Below are 25870 nucleotides of genomic sequence, written 5' to 3' on the forward strand. Positions count from 1 at the left end.
AGAGAAGCGCTCAGGCGAGGAGATGGGTATGGCGACGTTCCGCGCGGTGGTGGTCGACAAGGGCGAGCAGGGCTACGGCTGCGGCTTTCGCGACTTCGACGAGGCCGACCTGATGGACGGCGACGTCACGGTGCGGGTCACGCATTCGACCGTGAACTACAAGGACGGCCTCGCGATCACCGGCAAGGCCCCGGTGGTGCGCCGCTTCCCGATGATCCCGGGCATCGATTTCGCCGGCGTGGTGGAGAGCTCCAGCCATCCGGACTGGAAGGCCGGCGACGAGGTCGTGCTCGACGGCTGGGGCACGGGCGAAACGCATCTGGGCGCCTATGCGCAAAAGGCGCGCGTGAAGGGCGACTGGCTGATTCCGCGACCGGCGGGCCTCAGCCCGGCCGAATGCATGGCGATCGGCACGGCCGGCTACACGGCGGCGCTCGCCGTGATCGCGCTGGAGAAGCATGGGCTGACCCCCGACAAGGGCCCGGCCGTGGTGACGGGCGCGGCCGGCGGCGTCGGCTCGGTCGCGATCGCGCTCCTGTCCAAGCTCGGCTGGCATGTGATCGCCTCCACGGGGCGGCCCGAGGAGGCCGACTACCTGAAGGGCCTCGGCGCGGCCGAGATCATCGACCGCAACGAGTTGTCCGCGCCCGGCAAGCCGCTCGGCAAGGAACGCTGGGCGGCGGGAGTCGATTCGGTCGGCTCCACCACGCTGGCCAATTTGCTGGCGCAGACGCGCTACAACGGCGCGATCGCGGCCTGCGGGCTGGCGGGCGGCATGGACCTGCCCTCCTCCGTCGCGCCCTTCATCCTGCGCGGCGTCGCGCTGCTCGGCGTCGACAGCGTGATGGCCGCCAAGGCGCGCCGGCTCGAGGCCTGGTCGCGGCTGAACCGCGACCTCGACCGCGCCAAACTGGCCTCGCTGACCACCACCGTGCCATTCGACAAGGTCATCGAGACCGGCAAGGCCATCCTCGACGGAACCGTGCGCGGCCGCGTGGTGGTGGAGATCGGCTGAGCGCCAGAAGCGCGTCGTTCACCGTCATCCCCGGCGACCTGCGAAGCAGGTCGGGAAGGGGATCCAGGAGACTGGGCTGGGTCTCGGCGCTCACGCCTGGATCCCCTTCCCGGCGCTGCGCGCCGCCGGGGATGACGGAGAGAGTTGCGCCCGAATGCCCCGATTGAAGATCGCGACCCAACCGCGCAAACAAAAACGCCGCCGGTTGCCCCCCGGCGGCGTCAACTCTCTGATCCGAGCCCGGATCAAGCTCTTGGCGCTTCTGGTCCCGGCTGTCCCGCCGGGATGGCCGGCCTCAGAACAGTCCGAGGACGACGGCGCCGACCAGCGCGAAAGCCGCGCACATGGCCATCATGTTGAGCCGCTGCACCAGGGCCATGAGGTCCTCCTCCTGCGGTTAACATTGCACTAACGCTAGCAGCCTCGCCGTGTTCCGCAAGCCCTTTTGTTGCTGCGGCGCAACGTAGGAAAGTTATTTCAAATGCTGCGCAGTCCGTTCATGCGCCCGTCATGTTTTTGCTTGTCAACGTCCCGCGAATCCAGACGCTCAACTCTTGCGACTTGGATCCGCGAAGTTTTGGAATGCATCCTACCGGGAAACCCTCGAAGAAGACGCTTTGATTTCTATTGCAGCGCCTTGATCGCCAACTCGAGGAAACGAGCGGCCGCGAGTGCGCGGGAATCGCGCGCGAAGGGCGTCACGATCTGGATTCCGATGGGCAATCCGTCGCTTGCGCGCAAACCCGGAACATTCACGCAAGGCGTGCCCAGCAACGTGAACAGCCTGTTGAAACGCGCCTCGCCGGTTGTGGCCCGCGCGGGCGCGGGTCCGGGCGCCGAAAGCGTCAGCAGGACGTCGACTTCCGCAAAGAGGTCCTTGGCGGCGTTGCGGGCCCGTCGGGCCGCGCCGCGCGCGCGGTCGTAGTCGTCGGTGGACACGGCCTCGCCTGCCGCGAGCGCCGCCGCGAGGCCGGGCGGGATCGCGGCGCGCTGGGTGCGCCACTCCCAGCCGAGCGAGGCGTGCAGCTCGTACTGGTAGATGGTGGGCTGCAGCCGGTCCGCCTCCACGAGCGCGTCGGGCAGCGTGACCGAGCGGACGGAGGCGCCCTGCCCGGCCAGGGCCGAGGCGGCCCGCTCCAGCGCGGCTTCCGATTCGGGGCTGCGCTCGCCCGCATGCGGCATGGTGGAGACGCCATAGCGCAGGCTCGCCGGATCGTCCGCGAACGCCATGTCGCGCCCGCTGATCGCCGCAAGCGCATAGGCAAGGTCGTCCGCGGTCGCCGCGAAGAGGCCGAGCGTGTCGAGCGTCCAGGCGGTGGTCTTGGCGCCAACCGTCGGCAGGAGCCGAAAGGATGGCTTGATGGCGGCGACGCCGCAGAAGGACGCCGGGCGGATCACCGACCCGGCCGTCTGCGTGCCGATCGCGAGCGGGATGAGCCCGGCCGCCACGGCGGCGGCAGACCCGGCCGAGGAACCGCCCGGCGTCCGCGTTGCGTCGTGCGGGTTCAGCGTGGGAGCGGGATCAAGATATGCGAAGGCGGTGGTCTCGGTCTTGCCGATGATCGAGCCGCCGAGCTCCCGCACCCTGTTGACGATGGCGGCGTCGGCCCGCGGACGCCATCCGCCATAGATGGCCGCGCAGCCCATCTCGGTCGGCAGGTCGGCGGTGTCGATGATGTCCTTGACGCCCACCGCGACGCCGGCCAGCGGCCCCGCGCCGGGCGCGGCGGCGCTATTCGAGGCGAAGCTCGCGAAGGCCTTCAGGTCGCCGTTGCGCGCCTTCGCGGCCGCCATCGCGGCCTCCACGGCGGCGGCAGGCGCAAGCTCGCCGGCCTCGATGCGGCGGTGCGTCTCGATGAGCGACAACATGGTTCGGCTGCTCCGTGCGAGCGACCAGGCCCCACGTCCTCGGCGTGGCCTGGCGCTCGGCTGAGATGGCGATCAGGACGCCTCGGCGTCCCCATCGTGCTGCGGCTTGATGGACTGCAGCAGCCGCTGGCACTCCACCAACTCCGACAAGGCGCCTTGCAGGCGCCGGATGGCGTCCGGCGACATCACGATGCCGCCGGCGGTGGACACGAGCGCGCCGCGCGTGGCGCCGGTCTCGGGCGGCGACAAGGGGTTGTCGTCCCCGTCGTCGCTCTCGCGCTCATCCGGCTCGAAATCGTCGTCGTCGCCTGCCCGCCCCTGGCTGGGCGGCGGCATGGGAGCCGTGATCTCGCCGCGACCGAGAGCCTGGACGGAGCGCAGGCCCTGTTCCTTCAGGATGCGCTGCACGCCCTTGATGGTGTAGCCCTGCCCGTAGAGCAGCTGGCGGATGCCGCGCAGCAGGTCCACGTCGTCCGGGCGGTAGTAGCGCCGGCCCCCGCCACGTTTCAGCGGCCGGATCTGGGCGAAACGCGTCTCCCAGAACCGCAGGACGTGCTGCGGCAAATCAAGGTCGTCAGCGACCTCGCTGATGGTGCGAAAGGCGTCAGGACTCTTGTCCACCGCTGGCCCCCGGGCAGACTGTCACGCAAGATTGGCCGCGCCGTTTACGGTTCGGCGGCCGGCGGCTTCGACCGCGATGGTGGGTCAATCCTCTTCGCTTCCGGCTTCGAGCCCGTTGATGCGGGCCTTCAGGATGTTGGATGGCTTGAAGATCATGACGCGGCGGGGCTCGATCGGCACCTCGACGCCGGTTTTCGGGTTCCGGCCGACGCGCTCGCCCTTGGAGCGCACCACGAAGGACCCGAAGGACGACAGCTTCACGGTCTCGCCCTCGGCGAGGCAGTCCGAGATTTCCTTCAGCACCAGCTCGACCAGCGCGGACGATTCCGTGCGAGACAACCCCACGCCCTTGTAGACCGCCTCGCTCAGCTCGGCTCTCGTGATGGTGCGTTCAGCCACGCTCGTCCCCCGACTGGTCATTCTTCGTTGAGAATCGCTGGGCCTTGCGACGAGAAAACGCCGGTAGCCCTCTGAAAACCGAAGGCTATTCGCGCGCGACGGGCTGGTCAACGCTGATGATCTGCCTCTGGTGGATTACAACTTCGACGCGAAACTACAGAGCGGATCACCAGCGGATCAGCGCCGAGCCCCAGGTGAAGCCGCCGCCCATGGCCTCGATCAGCACGAGCTGGCCCGGCTTGATGCGCCCGTCCGCGCAGGCGGCGCCCAAAGCGAGGGGAATCGACGCCGCGGAGGTGTTGCCGTGATCCTCCACGGTGATCACCACGCGCGACGAATCGATGCCCAGCTTGCGGGCCGTGGCGTCGATGATCCGGCGATTCGCCTGGTGCGGCACGAACCAGTCGATCTGGTCGGCGGTGACGCCGGTTTGCCGGAAGGTTTCCTCGATGGTCTCGGCCAGGTTGGTCACCGCGTGGCGGAAGACCTCCTTGCCCTCCATCCGCAAATGGCCCGTGGTGGCCGTGGAGGACGGGCCGCCGTCGACATAGAGCTTGTCGAGATGCCGGCCATCGGCGCGCAGATGCGTCGAGAGGACGCCCCGGTCGCTGAGTTCGCCGTCACCGCGCCGGGCTTCCAGCAGCACCGCGCCGGCGCCGTCGCCGAACAGCACGCAGGTGGTGCGGTCGGTCCAGTCGAGAATGCGCGAGAAGGTCTCGGCGCCGATCACCAGCGCGCGCTTGGCCGCACCCGTGATCAGGAACTTGTCGGCCGTCGCGAGCGCGTAGACGAAGCCCGAGCACACCGCCTGCATGTCGAAGGCCGCGCCGGTGCTGGACCCCAGGGCCGCCTGCACCTGCGTGGCTGTGGCCGGGAAGGTGAAGTCCGGCGTCGCGGTGGCGACGATGATGAGGTCGACGCTGGAGGCGTCCACGCCCGCCGCGTCCAGCGCCGCGCGCGCCGCCCGCGTGGCCAGAACGGAGGTGGTCTCCTCCTTGGCGGCGATGTGTCGGTGGCGAATGCCGGTGCGCTCGAGGATCCATTCGTCGGAGGTGTCCACCATGGTGGACAGCTCGGCGTTGGAGAGAACGCGCTCGGGCAGGCTATGGCCGCAACCGATGACAACAGAACGCAATGACATCACTCAGAAGTCTCCGGCGACGCGACGGCTTCGGCGGCCGCGTTCGGGAAGTTGACCTCGAGACTGTCGCGAATCTTCGACAGCAGATCGTGTTTGACCATGTCATAACCCAGATCGATGGCGGCTGCGAACCCCATTGCGTCCGTGCCGCCATGGCTCTTGATGACGATGCCGTCGAGGCCCAGGAAGACGCCGCCATTGGCCCGGCGCGGGTCCATCTTGGCGCGCAGCGCGTCGAACGCGCCCTTGGCGAAGAGGTAGCCGATCTTGGCCATGAGGGTGCGGCTCATGGCGCTGCGCAGGTAGGAGGCGATCTGCTTGGCGGTGCCTTCGGCGGTCTTCAGCGCGATATTGCCGGCGAAACCCTCGGTGACGATGACATCCACCGTGCCCTTGCCGATGTCGTCGCCCTCGACGAAGCCCGCATAGGTGAGATGGGGAAAGTTCGTGTCCTTCAGGATGCGCCCGGCGGACTTCACCTCCTCGACGCCCTTGATCTCCTCCACGCCGACATTCAGCAGGCCGACGCTGGGCCTGTCGATGTCGAACACGATCTGCGCCATGGCGGAGCCCATGATGGCGAGATCCACGAGGTGGCGCGCATCCGCCCCGATGGTCGCGCCGACGTCGAGCACGATGCTCTCGCCCTTCATGGTGGGCCAGATGGCCGCGATGGCGGGCCGGTCCACCTGCGCCATGGTGCGCAGGCAGAACTTGGACATGGCCATCAGCGCGCCGGTGTTGCCGGCCGACACGGCGGCGTCGGCCTCGCCCTTCTTCACCGAATCGAGCGCGCGCCACATGGACGACTTGTAGCGGCCCTGGCGCAGCGCCTGGCTCGGCTTGTCGTCCATCCGGATAGCGACGTCGGAATGCACGAAGGTGGTGACGGCCTTCAGCGCCGGGTGCTGGTCCAGCAGCGGCAGGCACTCCTCCGAGCGTCCGTGAATCACGAAGGCGGTGTCGGGGCGGCGCACGAGCGACAGGGCGGCGCCGGGAATCACCACGGAGGGACCGTGGTCTCCCCCCATGGCGTCGAGCGCGATCCGCACTTTGGTGTTCATTCGAGAAGGCCTGCCCGGAAACGGAAGGATCACGCCATGCGGCGCGCGGGCTCGCGCGGCCGGCGGACAATAGCGAAGCGGCGGCGCGAGGCAACCTTGATCTCGGCTATGTCCGGCCCGCCGACTCCCGCGCGGCGGCTCAAGACGGGTCGTCCCGCTTGGCGGCCGCGAGCGCCGCGAAGGGCGAGTCGGCCGGCCCGACGTCCTCCTCGTGCGCGAAGGTCTCGACGCCGGGCTTGCGCGGATAGGGATCGAGCCCGAGCGCCAGGAACTCGGCCGTGAGCGCGCCGAGATCGATCTTGCCGTTGATGATGGGATCAGGCGCGTCGATCATCTCGGAGGAGCGCTCCTCGTCGCCCTCCTGGGCGCGCGGCTCGGGCACGTCCTCGGAGTATTTGAGGTCGACCTCCTCGGACACCGCCGAGGGGAACTCCTCCAGCGTGACGACGCAGGTCTGGCGGATGTCGCCCGTCACCATGCCTTTCACCGTCACGGTGCGGCCGCGGCCCGAGACCTTGAACCGGCCTTCCAGCCGGTCGACGCCGACGAGCTTGTACTCCTGCGCCAGCGCGGCCCGCTCGGCCTCGGTCGCGACCACGACGACGTCCGAGCCGCCGGCCTTGATGGTGTTGACGTCGAAGGGCCGCGACAGAAGCGGCGGCGGGCCCGGCGGCAGGGTCGTGGTTTGGGGCTGTCTCATGGCGCGCCTTTGAAAAACGGATCAGGCTGCGGGAACGGCAGCGTCGCGCTCGCGATGGTCTCGAAGCTGGCGGCGTCGAACGCCGCCACGGAAGCGCGCAGGTAAGCGGCGAGCGCGGCGGCCTGCGGGGCGCGCTCGGGAGCCTTGGCGTAGACGTTGCGCAGCAGGGCGTCCTCGAGCGGCTCGGCGCCGCCCAGCGCGTCCTCATAGGCCTTGGCGCGGCCATAGAACGCGCTCGCCAGGGTCTTCATGCGCTTGGGCACCACGACGTCGCCGACGCCGAGCTCGCGCAGCGCGTGGTCGAGATGCTTGAAGGTGGCGTCCACCAGGTCCTGCGCCAGGTCGGGGCCGGGCTCCGGCAGGGTCTTCAGCCGCCGCAGCACCACGAATGCATGGATCACCAGGAGATCGAAGCGGCCGTCCACGGTGTCGGGCACGGCGCCTTCGCGATACAGGGCCGGCGCGCGCGAAGCCTGCGCGACGGCGGCGTAGAGGCGATCGACGATGTCGGCGTTGGGATCGCGTCGCCTGAAAAGGCCCAAGATCATGTGCGCAGTTCCCGCGGCGGGAGAGGTCGCGTTGCTCCAGGGGCCCGCCGCGGCGCTCCTTGCAATTCGGTCGGACGCGGGTTACGGCATCCCGGCCGGTTCCGGCAAGAGAAATCGTCGGCGCGAGCCGATCCCCACCTCTCACCGGCCCGAACGGGCGGCTTCCTGGAGTGATTACATGGCGCTTCACAAGTTGTCGGAAAGGTCCCTCTTCGCCGCATGGACGCTGCGCGCCGCTTTCGGCGCCGCGCTCGCGGTCGGCCTTTCCGCCTGCAACACCGAGCCGCAGACACGCGGCTATGTTCTGGACGAAAAGCTCCTGAACGAGGTGCGTGTCGGCACGGACGCCCAGAAGGTGCTGTCCACCATGGGCTCGCCTTCAACGGTGTCCACGGTCGGCAACCAGACCTGGTACTACATCAGCCAGAAGACCTCGCGCCCGCTGCAGTTCATGAACCCGACCGTGATCGACCAGCGCGTGCTGGCCATCAACTTCAACAAGGGCATGCGGGTGGAGAAGATCGCCTCCTATGGCCTGCAGGACGGCGTCGTGTTCGACTTCATCAGCCGCACGACGCCCACAGGCGGCAACGAGCTCTCGGTCGTGCGCCAGCTCCTGCGCGCCACGGGCCAGGGCGTGATCTGAGGCCCCTGCCCGGCCGCACGGCCCGGCGAGCGCCTTCCTCCCGCCAGAAACGACGAAGCCCGCGGCGAACCGCGGGCTATTTTGTTGGCTATGCTTGTGGGGGCTCGCGTGAAGTCTCCGGCCGCTCACCCTCGATACCCTCATCCTGAGGAGCGTCGCCTCCCGGCGATGCGTCTCGAAGGACGAGGGACTCCAGTTCGCGACTGACTTCGAGGCTCCTGGATCCCCTCGTCCTTCGAGACGCAGGCCCGAGGGGGCCTGCTCCTCAGGATGAGGGGCGTTGAGGAACGCCATCCCACTCTGGAAGCGCTACGTTCAAAGCGCCACTATCGAAACGCCGTCCCGCGGAGCGGGACGGCGGTGCGGATCAGGCCGCGCCGATATGGGCGAGGATCGCCAGCAGCAGCAGGGCCACGATGTTGGTGATCTTGATGGCCGGGTTCACGGCCGGGCCGGCGGTGTCCTTGTAGGGGTCGCCGACTGTGTCGCCCGTGACCGAGGCCTTGTGCGCGTCGCTGCCCTTCAGGTGCTTCACGCCGTCCTTGTCGATGAAGCCGTCCTCGAAGGACTTCTTGGCGTTGTCCCAGGCGCCGCCGCCCGACGTCATCGAGATGGCGACGAAGAGGCCGTTCACGATCACGCCCAGCAGCGAGGCGCCGAGCGCCGCGAAGGCCGAGGCCTTGGAGCCCGACAGCGCCAGCACGCCGAAATAGGCGACCAGCGGGGCGAGCACGGGCAGCAGCGAAGGGATGATCATCTCCTTGATCGCCGCCTTTGTGAGCATGTCCACCGCGCGGGCGTAGTCCGGCTTCTCGGTGCCCTGCATGATGCCGGGCTTCTCCTTGAATTGCCGGCGCACCTCCTCGACGACCGATCCCGCGGCGCGGCCGACGGCCGTCATCGCGATGCCGCCGAAGAGGTAGGGGATGAGCCCGCCGAAGATCAGGCCCGCCACCACATAGGGGTTCGACAGGTCGAACGAGACCTGGCCGACGCCCTTGAAGTAGGGGAACAGGGTGGAGCCTGCCTTGTTCGCCTCGCCGATGAAGTATTGCAGGTCGTAGCTGTAGGCCGCGAACAGCACGAGCGCGCCGAGGCCGGCCGAGCCGATGGCGTAGCCCTTGGTGACCGCCTTGGTGGTGTTGCCCACGGCGTCCAGCGCGTCGGTGGAGTGACGCACTTCCTTGGGCAGGCCCGCCATCTCGGCGATGCCGCCGGCGTTGTCGGTGACGGGGCCGAAGGCGTCCAGCGCGACGATCATGCCGGCGAGGCCGAGCATGGTCGTGACCGCGATGGCGGTGCCGTAGAGGCCGGCGAGCTGGAAGGTCGAGATGATGCCGCCGACGATCACCATGGCGGGCAGCGCCGTCGACTCCAGCGAGACCGCGAGGCCCTGGATGACGTTGGTGCCGTGGCCGGTGACCGACGCCTGGGCGATCGACACCACCGGGCGCTTGCCGGTGCCGGTGTAGTACTCGGTGATCCAGACGATCAGGCCCGTGACGACGAGGCCGACGACGCCGCAGATCAGCAGGCGCGTGCCGTTGACCACGATGTCGCCGCCCATGGCCTTGACGGTGCCGATGTCGCCGAAACCCACCGTGCCCCAGGTCGCAATCGCGAGGCCGACGACGGAAAGCAGCGTGCTCGCCCACAGGCCCTTGTAGAGTGCGCCCATGATGGAGTTGTCGCTGCCGAGCTTCACCATAAAGGTGCCGACGATGGAGGTGACGATGCACACCGCGCAGATCGCGAGCGGGTACAGGATCGTGGCGCTGAGCACGGGCTGGCCGGCGAAGAAGATAGCGGCGAGCACCATGGTGGCGACCACCGTCACCGCGTAGGTCTCGAACAGGTCGGCCGCCATGCCGGCGCAGTCGCCGACATTGTCGCCGACATTGTCCGCGATGGTGGCGGGGTTGCGCGGGTCGTCTTCCGGAATGCCGGCCTCGACCTTGCCGACGAGGTCGGCGCCGACGTCAGCGCCCTTGGTGAAGATGCCGCCGCCGAGGCGGGCGAAGATGGAGATCAGCGAGGCGCCGAAGCCGAGCGCGACCAGCGAGTCGATGATGACGCGCAGTTGGGCCGGATCGTTGATCGACAGGCCCATGGGGCCGATCAGGATGGTGTAGTAGACGGCCACCCCGAGCAGCGCGAGGCCCGCCACCAGCATGCCGGTGACCGCGCCCGCCTTGAAGGCGACGTCGAGGCCGGCCGCGAGCGAGACCGAAGCCGCCTGGGCGGTGCGGACATTGGCGCGCACCGACACGTTCATGCCGATGAAGCCGGCCGCGCCCGACAGCACCGCGCCGATCAGGAAGCCGATGGCCACCTTGAGGCCGAGCAGCCACGCAATGATGACGAAGAGGACGACGCCCACCATGCCGATGGTGGTGTATTGCCGCTTCAGGTAGGCCTGTGCGCCTTCCCGGATGGCGGCCGCGATTTCCTGCATCCGCTGGGTGCCGGCGTCGCGACGATTTACGTCGGCGCTCGCCCACACCCCATAGACGACCGCCAATAGGCCGCCAATGATGATCAACGCTAAAGTCATTGTGCCGTCCTTGCAGTTCCCACGCGGTGCAGCCCTGTTCCACGGGTGGCGGACGGGCCGTCATCATTGCGCGCCCCATGCAGGACGCGGCGCAAGCGTTGCAAAAACGCGAGACGGACGCAAACGGACTTTCGCCTGAGTTCAGGGATTTCGGCCGGTTTCACCGCGTCGCACCATCGCGGCGCGCTCGCGGGGCCGCGGCCCTGCTGAACAAGGCCGCCAAAGCCGCGAGCAACGCCGGGGCCACAACCATGTTGACGATGCTCCACCCGCCCGACGCGAGCAGGCCGCCGGAAAACAGCGAGCCGGCCGCCATGGCGCCGAAGATGATGAAATCGTTCAGGGACTGCCCGCGGGTGCGCTCCTCGGGGGCGAGGCTTTCGACTACGAGCGTGGTCGCGCCCACAAAGGCGAAGTTCCAGCCGACGCCGAGCACCGCGAGGCCGAGCCAGAACCGCCAGAGTTCGATACCGCCCAGATTCACCACGATGGCGAAACCCAGCAAGGCGAGACCGGCCAGGATCATCCGGCGCGCGCCGAAGCGACTGACCATCGCGCCCGACACGAAGCTCGGCGCATACATGCCGAGCACATGCCACTGGATGCCGAGGTTCGCGTCCGCGTTGGAGTGGCCGCAGAGCGTCATTGCGAGCGGCGCTGCCGTCATCACCATGTTCATCACCGTGTAGGCCACCAAACCGCAGAACACCGCCAGGAGATACGGCGGCCGCCGCAGCAGCGCCGAGGCGGGCGTGGGCGGCGCGCCTGACGGCGTCGCAGCCAGAGGCGCCCGGAAGAACGCGACCGCCACGAGCGCGAGCAACGCCAGCGCGCCCTGCGCGAGATAGCTCGCCACATAGGGCGCGGGGCCAAGGTCGAAGCTGTGCTGGACGGCCTGGGGCCCGAGAATCGCGGACGCCACGCCGGCCACCAGCACATACGAGATGGCCTTCGGGCGGAACGCATCCGTCGCCCCGTCGGTGGCGGCGAACCGATACGTGAGCGACACGGCGGCGTGAAAGCCGTTCAGGAAGCAGGCCAGCAGAAACAGTTCGAACGACGCCGCCACGATGGCGTAGCTCGCCAGAGCGCCGGAGAGGACGCCAAGGGTCGTTCCGAGCAGCAGGGCCGGCCGGCGTCCCCACCGCCGCGAGATCGCCCCGACCGGCACCGTGCTGAGCGCCATGCCGACCACGAAGATCGAGATGGTCGCGGTGGCCCAGGCGGGCTCCGGCGCAAGAGTGGCCCCCACGATGGCGCCGGTCGCAAACAGCACCGTGATCGCCGCGCCCGAAAACGCCTGGGTGACCGACAACGCCAGGGCGTTTCGACGGGCGAGGCCGTCGCCTATGAGTTCACGCGGTGACACGCCGTCATGCTGGACCGGCGTGGCCCGCCTCTTCTGTGAAGCAAGTCACAGAAGAGGGGGCGATCCGCAAACTTTACTCGCGAAGATTGTATTTATTTGTGCGGCTCAATCGAATTTCATCGAGAATGAAAGTATTCTTGCTCGTCAATTGAGATTACGTGGCCATTCGCGGCCGCATTCCTCTCCAGGCCAACAGCCCCAGCCCGAGAAGCGCCGGCAGGAACACCACCTGGTTCACGGCGGCCCAGCCGGCGGTCGCCAGGATGTGGCCGGACGAGAACGAGCCGATCGCCATCGTGCCGAAGACCAGGAAGTCGTTGAAGGCCTGCACGCGCGTGCGCTCGGCGGGCTCGCAGCTTTCGGTGACCAGCGCCGAAGCGCCAATGAAGCCGAAGTTCCAGCCAAGCCCGAGCAGGATCAGGCCCGTCCAGAAATGCGCCACGGTGACGCCGGAGATGTCGACCAGCCCGGCGCCGCAGAGCAGCACCAGTCCGGTCGCGATGACACGCGGCGCGCCGAAGCGGGCGATCAGCGAGCCGGTGAAGAAGCTCGGCCCGTACATCGCGATGACGTGCCACTGGATGGCGAGGTTGGAGTCCGACAGCGGATGGCCGCACATGCGCATCGCGAGCGGCGCTGATGTCATCACGAGGTTCATCAGCGCGTAGCTGATGACGCCGCAGAGCGCCGCCACGATGAAGCGCGGCTGGCGCACTATCACGGCCAGCGGCCGGGCGCCCCCTCCCCCGTCCGGACCACGAGGCGGCAAGGGAATGCGGACCCGCGACAGCACCGCCATGGCCACCATGGCGACAACCGCCTGGGCGAGATAGCTCGCCGCGAACACGTAGGGCGGCCAGGAATCCATGGTGAACTGGATCAGCTGCGGGCCGAAGACGCCCGCCACGACGCCGCCCGCCATCACGTATGAAATCGCGCGCGGCCGGAAGCCCGGGCTTGCGGTGTCGGCCGCCGCGAAGCGGAAGGATTGCGCCACGGCGGCGTAGAAGCCGCCAAAGAATGTCGCGAGCGAAAACAGCGCGAAGGACCCCTGCAGGATCGCCAGGCAGGCGAGCAGGCCGGTCAGCGCACCAGCGCCTGCGCCGGTCATGAACGCCGCGCGGCGACCGTAGCGGCGCGCGATGGCGCCCACCGGCAGCGTGCCGGACGCCATGCCGAGCACGAAGATGGAGATCGGCACCGTCGCGTAGGCGGGATCGGGCGCGAGCTGCGCGCCGATGATCGCCCCGGTGGCGAAGATCACGGTCGCATTGGCGCCGGCCAGCGCTTGCGCGATGGCGAGGATCAGCGCGTTGCGCCGGGCGAGGCGGTCGTCGATGAGCGGGGCGTGCATGGGGGCTTTCAAAAGTGGCTGAACGAGCCCTGGGCGAGGCTCACAGGGGCGCCGTCGCGGCTGAGAAGAAGCTCCGCGGCCGGGGATGCGACGACTTCGCCGATCGGCGTCATCGGCACGCCGAGCGCGGCCGCGTGGGCGCGAAACGCGTCCACGTCCGTGTCCGCGACCGTGCACAGGATCTCGTAATCGTCGCCGCCCGTGACGGCGCGCTCCAGCAGCGCCGGCTCCCGCGCCACCGCCGCCGTGGCGGGCGGCGAGAGCGGCACGGCGTCGAGCGCGAGGCGGCCGCCGAGGCCGGAGGCCTTCAGCATCTTGCGGAGGTCGCCGACGAGCCCGTCCGAGACGTCCATGGCGGCGCGCGCATGGGCGAGCAGCGCCGGGGCCAGCGCCAGCCGCGGCTGCGGGCGCAGGTAGCGGTCCAGCAAATGGGCGCGGCCGGGGGTGTCGAGCGCGCTCGCCCAGGGAGCGTGCGGGTCGAGCCGCAGCGCCAAGCCGAGCGCGGCGTCGCCGATCGTGCCGGACACCAAAATGGCGTCGCCCGGCCGGGCGGCCATGCGCACCGGCATGCGGCCGGCCGGGACGGAGCCCAGCGCCGTCACCGAGATGGTGAGCGGGCCCGGCGTCTTCACGGTGTCGCCGCCCAGCAGCGGGCAGCCGGTCGCGTCGGCGCCGGCCTGCAGGCCGCGGCTGAAGGCGGCCAGCCAATCCTCCGTCCAGTCGGGCGGCAGCGCGAGCGCGAGGAGAAAGCCGCGCGGGGCGGCGCCCTTGGCGGCGAGGTCGGACAGGTTCACGGCCAGCGCTTTCCAGGCGATGTCGGCCGGTGGGTCGTCGGCGAAGAAGTGGACGCCCGCCACGATGGCGTCGACCTTGAGCACGAGGTCGCGCCCCATCTCGCCGGGCAGGCGCGCGGCGTCGTCCAGGAGGGCCATGCCGCCCTCCCCGGCCATGGGCCGAAAGTACTTCGCGATCAGTTCGTCTTCGGACGGCCGATGGGACGTGATGCCAACCTCCCGCCGTCGCTCTTGGCCGCTCAGGCCCGCTGCTTGGTCAGCTCGTCGCCGCGCACGTCGCGCGCGATGGTGTCGAGCACGCCATTGACCATGCCGGCCTCGTCGCCGTCGTAGAACGCGTTCGCGACGTCGACATATTCGGTGATGGCGACCCGCGCCGGCACATCCTGGCGGCGGATGAGCTCGTAGGCGCCAGCACGCAGGATGGCGCGCAGCACGGCCTCGATGCGCTTCAGCGGCCAGCCCTTGGCCAGCGCGGCGTCGACCTTCTGGTCCACGAGCCGCTGGTCTTCCACCACGCCGGACACGATCTCGCGGAAGAAGCCGGCGTCGGCGGGCTTGAACTCCATGTCCTCGATCTCGCGACCCATCCAGTAGGCCTCGAACTCGGCCACAGCGTCGAGCACGCCCTTGCCGGACAGCTCCATCTCGTAGAGCGTCTGCACGGCCGCGAGCCTGGCGGCGGAGCGCTTTTCGCGTTTGTCGCCGCGGTTATCGCCCCGGTTCTCGCCCTTGGCCATTCGGTCAGATCCTTCCCGCCGCGAGGCGGCGCTTGATACGGAGCACGGCGAGAGCCGCTTCGGCGGCGCCGCCGCCCTTGTTCATCTCGGCGACCCGGGCGCGCGCCCAGGCCTGCGCGTCGTTCTCCACCGTCAGGATGCCGTTGCCCAGCGGGATGCGGCGCTGCACGGAAAGGTCCATCAGGGCGCGGGAGCTCTCGCCCGCCACGATGTCGTAGTGGCCGGTCTCGCCGCGGATCACGCAGCCGAGCGCCACCACAGCGTCGAAGGGCTGGCCGGCCGCCTCGGCGGCGTCCAGCGCGATCGCGATCGTGGCGGGGATCTCCAGCGCGCCCGGCACGGTGAGCACCGTCACGTCCGCCTGCTCGGCCTCGGCCACGCCCTTGGCGCCGGCCAGGAGTTCGTCGGCGAGATCGTCGTAGAAGCGCGCCTCCACGATCAGGAGGCGGCCCTTGGTGGGCACGCCGTCATGCGTGGCGCGGGCTGGGCGGGGAGCGGCCATGGGCGGAACTCGGCAAATCTTCGCGGGATCGGTCGTCGCGGGAGCGGCTGTCAGTAGCCCTGCTCGCGCGCTTCTGCAAGCCGCGCGGCGTAGCGGGCCATCTGGTCGACCTCCAGGTTGATCTTGTCGCCCGCCTTCCAGCCGCCCAGCGTGGTCACCTCCAGCGTGTGCGGGATCAGGAACACGGTGAAGAGGTCGCGCTCCACGCTGTTCACCGTGAGCGACACGCCATCCAGCGCCACCGAGCCCTTCTCGGCGATGAACTTGGCGAGGCCCTTGGGCGCGCGCAGCGTAAAGCGGGCCGTCGGCCCCCAGGCGCCGCCCTCCTCCGAGGTCACGTCGTCGCGCGCCACGATCTCGGCGACGCCGTCGACGTGGCCGGAGACGAGATGCCCGCCGAGTTCGTCGCCGATCTTCAGCGAGCGCTCCAGGTTGAGCCGGCGGCCGACCTGCCATGCGCCCACGGTGGTGCGCGCCAGCGTTTCGGCGGCGGCGTCCACCGTGTACCAGCAGCCGCCCTCCGGCCGCGGGCCGAACCCCGTGACGGTGAGGCAGGGCCCGCCGGTCGCGATGGAGGCGCCCATCTCGATGGTGGCGGCGTCATAGGCGGAATGGACGCGCAGGCGCTTCAGCGAGCCCTGGTGATCCTCCACGGCGACGAGTTCGCCCACGTCCGTGACGATTCCGGTGAACATCAGCGTCTCCTTGCGAAGCTTTGCCAGAGATCCCGGCCGAGCGGGACCGGCGCGGTCCGCTCCACATGGGGATCATGATCGATGAAACGCGCCAGCGAGGGGCCGATCGCCGGCAGGCCCGGTCTGCCGAGCGGCTCGGGCCCGGTGAGCAGCTCCAGCGCGTCGACCTGCCCGACCGCCGCGAGGGCGTCGGCCAGCGTCGGCCCACCCTCGCACAGGACGCGCGTGACGCCCTGCGCGGCGATTGCCCCCAGCGCGGCGAGCAGATCAAGCCCCTGCCCTTTCGCAGCGCGGGGAACGCGCAGCACCGTCACGCCGGCTGCCGCCAGCGCGGCCTCGCGACCGGCCGGCGCGTCGGCGGCGGCGACCACCCAGGTCGGGACCTCGCGCGCGGTCCGGGCGAGCACGCTCGTCGGCGGCGTCCGCAGATCGGTGTCGAGCACCACCCGGACGGGCGAGCGCCCTTCCAGCCCCGGCAGCCGGCAGGTGAGCAGCGGATCATCCGCCAGCACGGTGCCGACGCCGACCAGAATGGCGTCGTGCTGCGCCCGCAGCATGTGGGCGCGCGCCTGCGCCTCCGGCCCGGTGATCATGAGCCGCGGCCCGTCCGCCGCGCCCGCGAAGCCATCGGTCGTCTGCGCGAGCTTCGCCGTCACCATGGGCCGGCCCTCGACCATGCGCTTGATGAAGCCGCGATTGCCCCAGCGCGCCTCGCGGCCGAGCACGCCGACCGCGACGTCAATGCCGTGCGCCCGCATCATGATGTGGCCGCGGCCGTTGACGCGCGGATCGGGATCCTCGATCGCCGACACCACGCGGGCGATCCCGGCCTCGATGATGGCGTGGCTGCACGGCCCGGTCTTGCCGAAATGGGAGCACGGCTCCAGCGTCACCGAGAGCGTCGCGCCGCGCGCCGCCTCGCCGGCCTGCGCCAGCGCGACGGGTTCCGCGTGCGGCCTGCCGCCCGGCTGCGTCCAGCCGCGCCCAAGGATGATGGGCCCTTGCGGGCCGGGCCTCCACACCACCGCGCCGACGGCGGGGTTCGGCCAGGTGTTTCCCAGCCCGCGCCGCGCCAGCGCCAGCGCGATCCGCATGGTGGCGACGTCGTCGGTGGCGGCTTTGTCGGCCGTCGCGAGGCTCATGACGGCTCGCGCGCGCTCGCCTTTGCGCGCGGCGGCGTCGCGGCCTCGTCCGGCCCGGAGAGTTCGCCCAGCAACTCCTCGAAGTCCCTGGCTTCGCGAAAATCCTTGTACACGGAGGCGAAGCGCACATACGCGACGTCGTCGAGCGCCTTCAGGCCCTCCATCACGAGCTCGCCGATGGTGGCGCTCGGGATCTCGCCGTCGCCGAGGCTTTCAAGCTGGCGCACGATGCCGTTGATCATGCGCTCTACCCTCTCGGGCTCCACCGGCCGCTTGCGCAGCGCGATCTCGAGCGAGCGCACCAGCTTGTCGCGATCAAACGGGATGCGCCGTCCCGAGCGCTTCACCACCATGAGCTCGCGCAACTGCACCCGCTCGAAGGTCGTGAACCGCCCGCCGCAATCCGGGCACACGCGCCGGCGCCGGATCGCGGAGCTGTCGTCCGTCGGGCGCGAGTCCTTCACCTGCGTGTCGAGGCTGGAGCAGTAGGGGCAGCGCACGGGCTTGGTGTCCTGACCTGTTTACTTCACGCCCCAGGATACCCTGATCCTGAGGAGACATTGTGCAGCGGCGCCGTCATCCCCGGCGGCGCGGAGCGCCGGGAAGGGGATCCAGGGCCGAGGCGCTCACTCCTGGATCCCCTTCCCGACCTGCTGCGCAGGTCGCCGGGGATGACGGGGAGAAATTCAGGCTTGAAGCCTCACGCGTAGATCGGGAACCGCCGCGTCAGCTCGGTGACCTTGGCCTTCAAGGCCTCCTCCACGCCGGCGTTGTTCTCCTCGCCGTTCTTGGCCAGCCCATCCAGCGTCTCGACCACCAGCTCGCCGACGCGCTTAAACTCGGCGATGCCGAAGCCGCGCGAGGTGGCGGCGGGCGTGCCGAGGCGGATGCCCGACGTGATGGTCGGCTTGGCGGTGTCGAACGGCACGCCGTTCTTGTTGCAGGTGATGTGGGCGCGGCCGAGCGAAGCTTCGGCGGCCTTGCCGGTGAGGCTCTTGGGCCGCAGGTCGACCAGCATCAGGTGGTTGTCGGTGCCGCCCGTGACGATGTCGTAGCCGGCGATCCTGATCGTGTCGGCCAGCACCTTGGCGTTGTCCACCACCGCGCGGGCGTAGAGCTTGAACTCGGGCGCCAGCGCCTCGTTGAACGCCACCGCCTTGGCGGCGATCACGTGCATCAGCGGGCCGCCCTGCAGGCCGGGGAACACGGCCGAGTTCATTTTCTTGGCGATGTCCTCGTCATCCGTGAGAATCAGGCCGCCGCGCGGGCCGCGCAGGGTTTTGTGCGTCGTGGAGGTGACGACGTGGGCGTGTGGAAACGGCGACGGATGCGCGCCGCCCGCCACGAGACCGGCGAAATGCGCGATGTCGACCATGAAATAGGCCCCGACCGCGTCGCAGATCTGGCGGAAGCGGGCGAAGTCCCAATGGCGGGCGTAGCCGGAGCCGCCCGCGATGATGATCTTGGGCTTGTGCTCCTGGGCGAGGCGCTCCACCGCGTCCATGTCGACCATCTGGTCTTCAGGCCGCACGCCGTAGCTCACCACGTTGAACCACTTGCCCGACATGTTGGGCGCGGCGCCGTGCGTGAGATGGCCGCCGGCCGCCAGATCCAGGCCCATGAAGGTGTCGCCCGGCTTCATGAGGCCAAGGAACACGGCCTGGTTGGCCTGCGAGCCGGAATTCGGCTGGACGTTGGCGAACTTGCAGCCGAACAGCCGCGTGGCGCGCTGGATGGCCAGCGTCTCGGCGATGTCGACGAACTGGCAGCCGCCATAATAGCGCCGGCCCGGATAACCCTCGGCGTATTTGTTGGTCATCACCGAGCCCTGCGCCTCCAGCACGGCGCGCGAGACGATGTTCTCGGAGGCGATCAGTTCGATCTCATCCCGTTGCCGACCGAGTTCCTTGCCGATGGCGTCCGCGATCTCGGGATCGCGATCCGCCAGGGAGGCGGCGAAGAAGCTGTTCGACATGTGGCTCTGGCGCGCTTGGCTGGACATCGGGTGGGTCTCCGGCCCCATGGGCGTTTGGACGGGTCGGTTATCGGCGGCTTGGCGTCGCGGCGCATCCCGGCGAGCGACATGGAGCGTCGCATCCGCAAGATGTGGGGGGTCTATACTCCACTGCGCCCCAGATTGGCCAGTGGGCAGGTTGGCGCTGCGCACAACCCCGGCACCCCTCCCCGTCATTGCGAGCGGAGCGAAGCAATCCAGGCGCCGGGCGTAGCGCCCGGCATCAGCTGGATTGCTTCGCTGGCGCTCGCAATGACGGAAGCGGTTCGCCGTTTTCTACGCCCCCGACGATGCTCACTCTCTCCGTCATCCCCGGCGGCGCAAAGCGCCGGGAAGGGGATCCAGGGGTGAGCGCGGCGGCTCTGGATCCCCTTCCCGACCTGCTGCGCAGGTCGCCGGGGATGACGAGGGAGAGCTCGCAAAGCAGGAGCTGCAGCGTGCTGTCTGGCGGTGACACCCTCCCCGTCATTGCGAGCGAAGCGAAGCAATCCAGGCGCCGGGCGTAGCGCCCGGCATCAGCTGGATTGCTTCGCTGGCGCTCGCAATGACGGCGGGGATTGCATTCACACGGCCGGGAGCGTGGCCTTCACCCTGGCGTGGCCGCCCAGGTAGGCGGCGCGAATGTCTTCGTTGCCCCAGAGGTCGGCGGGCTTGCCGCTGAGCACGAGGCGGCCGGTTTCCAGCACGTAGCCGCGGTCGGCCACCGAGAGGCCCATGCGGGCGTTCTGCTCCACGAGCAGCACCGTGGTGCCGAGCCGGCGGATCTCGGCGATGATCGAGAACACCTTCTGGACGATCACGGGCGCGAGGCCGAGCGAGGGCTCGTCCAGCAGAAGGAGCTTGGGCTTGGCCATCAGCCCGCGCGCCACCGCGACCATCTGCTGCTGGCCGCCCGAGAGCGTCCAGCCGAGCGCGTCCGCGAAGGGGCGGATGTCCGGGAAGAGGTCGAACATGCCGTCCGCCTCGGCGCGGATCTGCGCCTTGGTGAGGCCCTTCCGGTTGGAGGCGCCCAGCATGATGTTCTCGCGGGTGGAGAGGCCGGGAAACACCCGCCTCCCCTCCGGCACATGCGCGATGCCGCGCCGGACGATGTCCTCCGGCCCGGCGCCGAGGATCGACTGGCCCTCGAACAGGATGTCGCCCGACACGGGCTTCACCAGCCCGGAGATGCTGCGCAGCGTGGTGGACTTGCCGGCGCCGTTGCCGCCCAGCAGCGTCACCACCTCGCCGGCCTCCACGGCGATCGTCAGGCCGTGAAGGGCCTCGATCTCGCCGTAGCGGACCACCAGATCCTTGCACTCAATGAGGGGCATCTGGCTCGCTCCCGAGATAGGCGGTGACGACGTCGGGGTGGTTGAGCACCGACACGGGGTCGCCATCGGCGATGCGGCGGCCGAAATTCAGCACCGTGATGTGCTCGGCCACGTCGCTGACCAGCGTCATGTCGTGGTCGATGATCAGGATGGTGAGGCCCTTGGCGGCGATGCGCTTCAGGAGGCCGGTGAGCTCCACCTTCTCGGTGGAGTTCAGGCCGGCGGCCGGCTCGTCCAGCAGCAGCAGCGTCGGGTTGCCGGCCAGCGCCCGGGCGATCTCGATCAGGCGCTGGTGGCCATAGCTGAACGAGGTCACCATCTCGTCGGCCCGGTCGCCCAGCCCGACGAAGGCGAGCGCCGCGCGGGCCCGGGCGTCCAGCGCGTGATGCGCCTTGCCGACCGGGTTGCCGGGATGCTCGGCCCCGATGATCACGTTCTCGACCGCCGTCATGGAGCGGAACAGCCGAATGTTCTGGAAAGTGCGGCCGAGCCCCGCGATGGTGCGGCGGTGCGGCGGCAGGTTGGAGACGTCGGTTCCGTCCAGCACCATCTTGCCGGCGGTGGGCGTGTAGATGCCGGAGAGGACGTTCAGCGTCGTGGTCTTGCCCGAGCCGTTCGGCCCGATCAGCGCATGGACGCTGCCGCGCTTCACCGTGAAGCTGACGCCATCCACCGCCTTGAGGCCACCGAAATGCTTGGCCAGCCCCTCGACGCGCAGCACCTCGTTGTCGTGGCCCACCGAGCCGCGCAGCTCCAGGGCGGCGGCGGCGGCCGGAACGGCGGCGACGGCGGCTTTGCCGAAGCGACGCGTCCATTGCGAGAACCAGCCCCAGATGCCGTCCGGCATGAACAGCACGATCAGGATCACGGCGAGGCCGTAGATCGCCAGATAGAGGCCGGGGATCGCCTTCAGGAAGCGCAGCCATTCGGGGATCAGGATCAAGAGCCCGGTGCCCACCACCGCGCCGATGGGCGACGCGACGCCGCCGAGCAGCACCATGGTGAGGAACACGATGGACTCGGCGAAGGAGAACTGGTCCGGGCTCACGTAGGCGAAACCGCCGGCGAACAGCGCGCCGCCGAGCCCGCCCAGCAGGGCGCAGATCGCGAAGGCCGTGACCTTGGTGCGCTGGACGTCGATGCCCGCCACGCTGGCGGCGAGCTCGTTGTCGCGCACCGCCCGCATGGCGCGGCCGAGCGGCGATGCCGGCAGGCGCCAGACGATGTAGCCGACGACGGCCAGAACGGTGACGCAGAACGCGAGGTAGCCCTGCGCGGAGGTGAACAGGCCGGGGCGCGGGATGCGCGACACGCCGTCCGGCCCGTGCGTGACCGGGATCCAGTTCACCATTACGAGCGTGACGATCTGCTGGAAGCTGATCGTCACCATCGCCAGATAGTGCCCGCCGAGGCGCAGCGTCGAGGTGCCCAGGAAGGCGCCGGCCGCCAGCACGAGCACGAGGCCGATGCCGATGCAAAGCCAGAAGTTCAGGCCGTAGTCGACCGTGCCGAGCCCGACCGCATAGGCGCCAAGGCCGAAGAAGGCGGCCTGCGCGAGGTTGATCTGGCCGCAGAGGCCGAGCACCACCGTGAGCCCCATCACGGCGACCGAATAGGTCGCGGCCTGCATGAGGATGTTGGTGATGTAGCCGTCGAAGGGGTGCGTGGCCGCGTAGTAGACCACCACGGCGGCGAGCGCGATGTAGCCGAGGAGGCCGATGGGGGCGGTTCGGCGAACCGCCGGAGGAGCGTCCGTGATGCTGGTCATGCCTTTTCAGCCACCCGTTCGCCGAAGAGGCCCTGCGGCCTGAACACGAGGAAGAGCACCAGAACCAGGAAGGCAAAGCCATCCTTGTAGGGCACCGAGATGTAGGCGGCCCCGAAGGTCTCGATCACGCCGAGCGCCAGCCCGCCGATGATCGCGCCCGCAACGTCGCCGAAGCCGCCGATGATCGTGGCCGCGAAGGCCTTCAGCGCGATGGTGCCGCCCATCTGGATCGACACGAACAGGATGGGGGCGACCAGGATGCCGGCGAGGCCGCCGAGCACGGCGCTGTACACGAAGGTGATCATGATCATGGTGGCGACCGGGATGCCCAGCAGCGAGGCCATCTCCTTGTCCTGCGAGGTCGCCTGCAGCTTCTTGCCGAGCAGCGTGTGCTCGAAGAACCAGTACTGGAAGGCCACCAGCACCATCGTGACGACGATGATCAGCAGGTACTGGCTGTCGAGGTAGACCGGGCCGACATTGAAGCCGGGCGTCTCGAACACGGGCGACAGCACCTGCGGCTGCGGGCCGTAGAGCGCCAGCATGGTGTTGGCCACCAGGATGGAGGCGCCTATGGTGGAGATGATCACCGGCAGGTAGGTGCGGTGGCGCAGCGGGTAGTAGACGCCGAGGTTGAAGATCACCCCGTAGAGCGCCATTCCGGCCAGCGCCAGCAGGAAGGAGAGCCAGTAGGGCCACTCCAGGTCCACGGCGAAGATCACCATCAGGAAGGCCGCCACCATGGAGAACTCGCCCTGGGCGAAGTTCACCACGTTGGTGGCGCGGAAGATCAGCACGAAGCCCAGCGCCACGAGGGCGTAGACCGAGCCGATGCCGATGCCCGTGAAGAGCAGTTGCAGAACGAGATCCATGACGACCTTTCGAAGCTGCCTGGCAGGAGACCAGCAGGCAGCGCGCGTTTGAAAAGCGTTCGATCAAACGCGCCGTCATCCCCGGCCGGAGCGGCGCAGCCGCGGAGGGGAAGGGGATCCAGGCCTCTTCGGAGAGACTGCGCTGGATCCCCTTCCCGGCGCTGCGCGCCGCCGGGGATGACGGCGGAGGGAAACCTCAGTCGTTGAACTCGATATGCTTGGCGAAGGCGATCTTGCCGCTCTTGTTCTGCACGATGTTGTAGCCGTGCAGGCCGTCGCCGTTCTGGTCGAAGTTGTACTCGCCCTCGGCGCCCTTGTAGCCCTTGATGGACAGCATGGCCTCGCGCACGGCCTGCGGGTCGGTCTTGCCGGCCTTGTTGATGGCGGTCGCGAGCAGGCTCACGGCGTCGTAGCACCAGGAGGACTGGTTGTCGGGATCCACCTTCATGACGGCCCGGTACGCGTCGGCGTAAGCCTTGGCCTCGGGGCTGGAATCCTCGGCGTAGTCGGCGACGCCGTAGGTGTTGTAGAGCGCCGGGCCGGCGAGCTTCAGCGCCGTCACGTTGACGATGGAGGGCGAGCCCACCCACGGCGCGGTGACGCCGAGCTGGCGCAGCTGGCGGGCGAAGATGCCGAGGTCGTTCTCGAAGGTGAAGTAGGAGCCCAGCACGTCGATGCCGGCCTGCTTCAGGGCGAGCACGACGGGCGTGAAGTCCTGCGACTGGTTGCTGTAGCCCTGGATGATGGCGGGCTTCACGCCGGCCTTCTCGAGCGCCTCGGCCAGCGCCTTCGCGCCATTCGTGCCGAAGGCGTCGGTGGAGTGGACGATGCCCCACTTCTTGAGCTTCAGCTCATCGAGGCCAAAGGTCGCGATCACGCGGCCAGAATAGCCGTCGTTCGGCCGGCAGCGGAACAGCCAGGGATTGCCGAGCTTGGTGAGCGTCGGGTCGGTGCCGCCGAACATGGTCGGCTTGGCGTTCTTCAGGATGTCCGGCGCCATGGCGTGCATCTGCGTGGAGCGGATGGAGCCGATGAAGGCCGAGATGTCGGCGTTGGTGGCGAGCTTGGAGAAGGCCAGCACCGCGCCGGGGTTGGTGGTCTGGTCGTCCTCGGTGACGATCTCGAGCTGCTTGCCCAGCACGCCGCCGGCCTTGTTGACCTTCTCGAGCGCGAGCTTGGCGCCCGCCATGGCGTATTTGCCGGCTTCCGCCGCCGGGCCCGTGATCGGCACGACCTGGCCGATCTTGATCGTGCCGCCCTGGGCGCTTGCGCCCCGCAGCACCGCGGGAGCCGCGAGGCCAATCGCCAATCCGGACGTGAAGACGCGCCTGGTCACCTGCATGGACAGTTCCTCCGTGATGCGCCGTCTGCTCGCGGCGTCATTCAGCATTGAATCCATTAGAGGATAGCGGCAGGAACTTTGTCCACGCCGTTTCGCGCAAATAACGGTGATTGACTGCCGATTAGGCAGGATCTGCGCAGCCGGCGGTTGCGCTCAGCCCGAAACCAGCCAGGCGGCGAGCGGGAACGTCAGGGTCGCCAGGACGGTGGAGACCAGGATCGCACCCGCCACCGGCCGGTCGCCGGTGCCGTAGCGCTCGGCGATCACGAAGGCGTTGGCGGCCACCGGCACGGCCGCATAGAGCACGCCGGCCTTCACCCAGAACGGATCGAGCCCGAGCGCGCGCAACGCCAGGAATACCGCCAGCGGATGCAGCACGAGCTTGGCCAGCGCCAGCGGAACCACCCGCCACAGGTCCGGCCGCACCCATTGCGCCAGCGCGAGCCCGAGCGCGAAGACGCCGGCCGGCGCCGCCGCCCCGCCCAGAAAGGCGAGGAACCGATCGGCCGGCTCGGGCAGCGCGATCCCGGCCAGCGACAAACCCGCGCCCGCCATGATGGACATCATGAAGGGGTTCAGCACCGTGCCCTTGGCGAGCCGCCACGCGATCGCGCCGGGGGAACCGACGCCCCTCCCCGCCTCGATCAGCCCGATGCAGAGCGGCACCACCAGGGCCGTGTCGCAGATCAGCCCCATCGCGACCGGCGCGGCGGCGCGCTCGCCCAGAAACGCGATGGTGAGCGGAATGCCCAGGAACGCGAAATTGCCGCCCACCAGGCATTGCGCCCGCGACACCGATTCCGGAAACGGCAGCCGCGTGACCCGCCGCGCGGCCTGCAGGCCGACGCCGAGCAACGCGACGGCCACGATCGCGAGGCCGCCGATATAGGCCGGGTTCCACAACTCCGCGATGGGCTGGCGGGCCATCACGCGAACCACCATGGCGGGCGTCGCGATCATGAACGCGAAGGTGTTCAGCACCTTCACGGCCTCGGGCGCGAACAGCCCGCGCCGGGCTGCCCAGACGCCGACCGCGATCACGGCGAAAAAGGGCGAGCTCGTCGCCAGGAACTGCAGCATGGGGGAGCGCCGGCCGCCCGCACAGCCGGGCCAAGCCCGTTTAACCCATCGGGCGCGCCAGTCGAGCGCCGAAACGGCGCAGCAGCCGCGCGCCGGCGCTGAGCGTCCACTCTCCCCCCCAGGGAAGAGGGACAGGGTGAGGGCCGCTGGGCGGGGATCTCGGAGGTTCAACAAGGCGGCGGCGCCCTCACCCCAGCCCTCTCCCTGTTCCATGGAGAGGACGCGCGTTTGGGCGCTGAAGGATAAATGAACGGTCCATGGCGCCGCGCGTCCCCTCTCCCCCGCCAGGGGAGAGGTACAGGGTGAGGGCCGCTGGGCGAGGATCTCG

The 25870-nt window shown here is 69.2% G+C and carries 23 protein-coding genes and 1 pseudogene; 2 read left to right on the forward strand and 22 right to left on the reverse strand.

Features of this window, described 5'->3' with window-relative positions; all coding sequences use genetic code 11:
- Positions 1–28: 28 nt before the first annotated feature.
- Entirely contained in the window at positions 29–1015 is a 987-nt protein-coding gene (gene acuI, locus AC1DSZ_RS10680; protein WP_476838344.1) for an acrylyl-CoA reductase (NADPH), read from the forward strand.
- A gap of 624 nt (positions 1016–1639) precedes the next feature.
- Here acuI and AC1DSZ_RS10685 read toward each other — a convergent pair.
- The 7 genes from AC1DSZ_RS10685 to AC1DSZ_RS10715 form a co-directional block, all read right to left on the reverse strand.
- Positions 1640–2884: an amidase family protein gene (locus tag AC1DSZ_RS10685; protein ID WP_476838345.1), complete on the reverse strand. Its 1245-nt coding sequence runs from the start codon at positions 2882–2884 to the stop codon at positions 1640–1642.
- Between the two features lie 72 nt (positions 2885–2956).
- Positions 2957–3505 (reverse strand): MerR family transcriptional regulator, encoded by a 549-nt coding sequence (locus tag AC1DSZ_RS10690; RefSeq protein WP_188517382.1) that lies wholly within the window; start codon positions 3503–3505, stop codon positions 2957–2959.
- Positions 3506–3589: 84 nt separating this feature from the next.
- The gene (locus AC1DSZ_RS10695; RefSeq protein WP_188517381.1) at positions 3590–3904 is read right to left on the reverse strand and encodes an integration host factor subunit alpha; all 315 of its coding nucleotides are present in this window, start codon (positions 3902–3904) and stop codon (positions 3590–3592) included.
- Between the two features lie 166 nt (positions 3905–4070).
- Complete coding sequence (locus AC1DSZ_RS10700) at positions 4071–5048, reverse strand: beta-ketoacyl-ACP synthase III (protein ID WP_280514640.1); 978 nt, start codon at positions 5046–5048, stop codon at positions 4071–4073.
- The gene (gene plsX / locus AC1DSZ_RS10705; RefSeq protein ID WP_476838346.1) at positions 5045–6109 is read right to left on the reverse strand and encodes a phosphate acyltransferase PlsX; all 1065 of its coding nucleotides are present in this window, start codon (positions 6107–6109) and stop codon (positions 5045–5047) included. Before plsX ends, AC1DSZ_RS10700 begins: the two co-directional genes overlap by 4 nt.
- A gap of 139 nt (positions 6110–6248) precedes the next feature.
- Positions 6249–6809, reverse strand: a complete 561-nt coding sequence (locus AC1DSZ_RS10710; protein ID WP_476838347.1) for a YceD family protein — start codon at positions 6807–6809, stop codon at positions 6249–6251.
- The gene (locus AC1DSZ_RS10715; RefSeq protein ID WP_476838348.1) at positions 6806–7357 is read right to left on the reverse strand and encodes a ubiquinol-cytochrome C chaperone family protein; all 552 of its coding nucleotides are present in this window, start codon (positions 7355–7357) and stop codon (positions 6806–6808) included. The genes AC1DSZ_RS10710 and AC1DSZ_RS10715 overlap by 4 nt, the downstream gene beginning before the upstream one ends.
- A 178-nt stretch (positions 7358–7535) precedes the next feature.
- Between AC1DSZ_RS10715 and AC1DSZ_RS10720 the strand changes: the two genes are divergently transcribed.
- Positions 7536–8003, forward strand: coding sequence for an outer membrane protein assembly factor BamE (locus AC1DSZ_RS10720; protein WP_476838349.1), 468 nt, complete (start codon positions 7536–7538; stop codon positions 8001–8003).
- Positions 8004–8370: 367 nt separating this feature from the next.
- On the opposite strand, the gene AC1DSZ_RS10725 is transcribed toward AC1DSZ_RS10720, so the two are convergent.
- The 15 genes and pseudogenes from AC1DSZ_RS10725 to AC1DSZ_RS10795 all read right to left on the reverse strand — a co-directional run bounded on the left by AC1DSZ_RS10725 (position 8371) and on the right by AC1DSZ_RS10795 (position 25542).
- A complete protein-coding gene (locus AC1DSZ_RS10725; RefSeq protein ID WP_476838350.1) occupies positions 8371–10557 on the reverse strand; it encodes a sodium-translocating pyrophosphatase in 2187 nt (728 codons plus the stop codon).
- 160 nt (positions 10558–10717) lie between these two features.
- Positions 10718–11944 (reverse strand): annotated as a pseudogene (locus AC1DSZ_RS10730) (MFS transporter); the annotation flags it as partial.
- Between the two features lie 136 nt (positions 11945–12080).
- Positions 12081–13280, reverse strand: coding sequence for an MFS transporter (locus AC1DSZ_RS10735; protein WP_476838351.1), 1200 nt, complete (start codon positions 13278–13280; stop codon positions 12081–12083).
- Positions 13281–13288: 8 nt separating this feature from the next.
- Complete coding sequence (gene thiL, locus AC1DSZ_RS10740; RefSeq protein WP_476838352.1) at positions 13289–14212, reverse strand: thiamine-phosphate kinase; 924 nt, start codon at positions 14210–14212, stop codon at positions 13289–13291.
- A gap of 101 nt (positions 14213–14313) precedes the next feature.
- Positions 14314–14814: a transcription antitermination factor NusB gene (gene nusB, locus AC1DSZ_RS10745; protein WP_476838353.1), complete on the reverse strand. Its 501-nt coding sequence runs from the start codon at positions 14812–14814 to the stop codon at positions 14314–14316.
- 4 nt (positions 14815–14818) lie between these two features.
- Positions 14819–15316 (reverse strand): 6,7-dimethyl-8-ribityllumazine synthase, encoded by a 498-nt coding sequence (ribH, locus tag AC1DSZ_RS10750; protein WP_476838354.1) that lies wholly within the window; start codon positions 15314–15316, stop codon positions 14819–14821.
- 50 nt (positions 15317–15366) lie between these two features.
- Positions 15367–16011 (reverse strand): riboflavin synthase, encoded by a 645-nt coding sequence (locus AC1DSZ_RS10755; RefSeq protein ID WP_476838355.1) that lies wholly within the window; start codon positions 16009–16011, stop codon positions 15367–15369.
- Positions 16011–17153 (reverse strand): bifunctional diaminohydroxyphosphoribosylaminopyrimidine deaminase/5-amino-6-(5-phosphoribosylamino)uracil reductase RibD, encoded by a 1143-nt coding sequence (ribD, locus tag AC1DSZ_RS10760; RefSeq protein WP_476838356.1) that lies wholly within the window; start codon positions 17151–17153, stop codon positions 16011–16013. Before ribD ends, AC1DSZ_RS10755 begins: the two co-directional genes overlap by 1 nt.
- Positions 17150–17653, reverse strand: coding sequence for a transcriptional regulator NrdR (nrdR, locus tag AC1DSZ_RS10765; RefSeq protein WP_476838357.1), 504 nt, complete (start codon positions 17651–17653; stop codon positions 17150–17152). The genes ribD and nrdR overlap by 4 nt, the downstream gene beginning before the upstream one ends.
- 200 nt (positions 17654–17853) lie before the next feature.
- The gene (gene glyA, locus AC1DSZ_RS10770; RefSeq protein ID WP_476838358.1) at positions 17854–19155 is read right to left on the reverse strand and encodes a serine hydroxymethyltransferase; all 1302 of its coding nucleotides are present in this window, start codon (positions 19153–19155) and stop codon (positions 17854–17856) included.
- Between the two features lie 575 nt (positions 19156–19730).
- Positions 19731–20480: an ABC transporter ATP-binding protein gene (locus AC1DSZ_RS10775; protein ID WP_476838359.1), complete on the reverse strand. Its 750-nt coding sequence runs from the start codon at positions 20478–20480 to the stop codon at positions 19731–19733.
- A complete protein-coding gene (locus AC1DSZ_RS10780; RefSeq protein ID WP_476838360.1) occupies positions 20467–22248 on the reverse strand; it encodes a branched-chain amino acid ABC transporter ATP-binding protein/permease in 1782 nt (593 codons plus the stop codon). Before AC1DSZ_RS10780 ends, AC1DSZ_RS10775 begins: the two co-directional genes overlap by 14 nt.
- Positions 22245–23120 carry a branched-chain amino acid ABC transporter permease gene (locus tag AC1DSZ_RS10785; RefSeq protein ID WP_188517366.1) on the reverse strand — a complete coding sequence of 292 codons (876 nt, stop codon included), beginning with the start codon at positions 23118–23120 and terminating at the stop codon, positions 22245–22247. The genes AC1DSZ_RS10780 and AC1DSZ_RS10785 overlap by 4 nt, the downstream gene beginning before the upstream one ends.
- Positions 23121–23316: 196 nt before the next feature.
- Positions 23317–24462, reverse strand: coding sequence for an ABC transporter substrate-binding protein (locus AC1DSZ_RS10790; protein WP_476838361.1), 1146 nt, complete (start codon positions 24460–24462; stop codon positions 23317–23319).
- Between the two features lie 153 nt (positions 24463–24615).
- Entirely contained in the window at positions 24616–25542 is a 927-nt protein-coding gene (locus tag AC1DSZ_RS10795) for an AEC family transporter (RefSeq protein WP_476838362.1), read from the reverse strand.
- Positions 25543–25870 lie beyond the last annotated feature (328 nt).

It is taken from the genome of Alsobacter sp. P4_H11 (assembly GCF_056400925.1).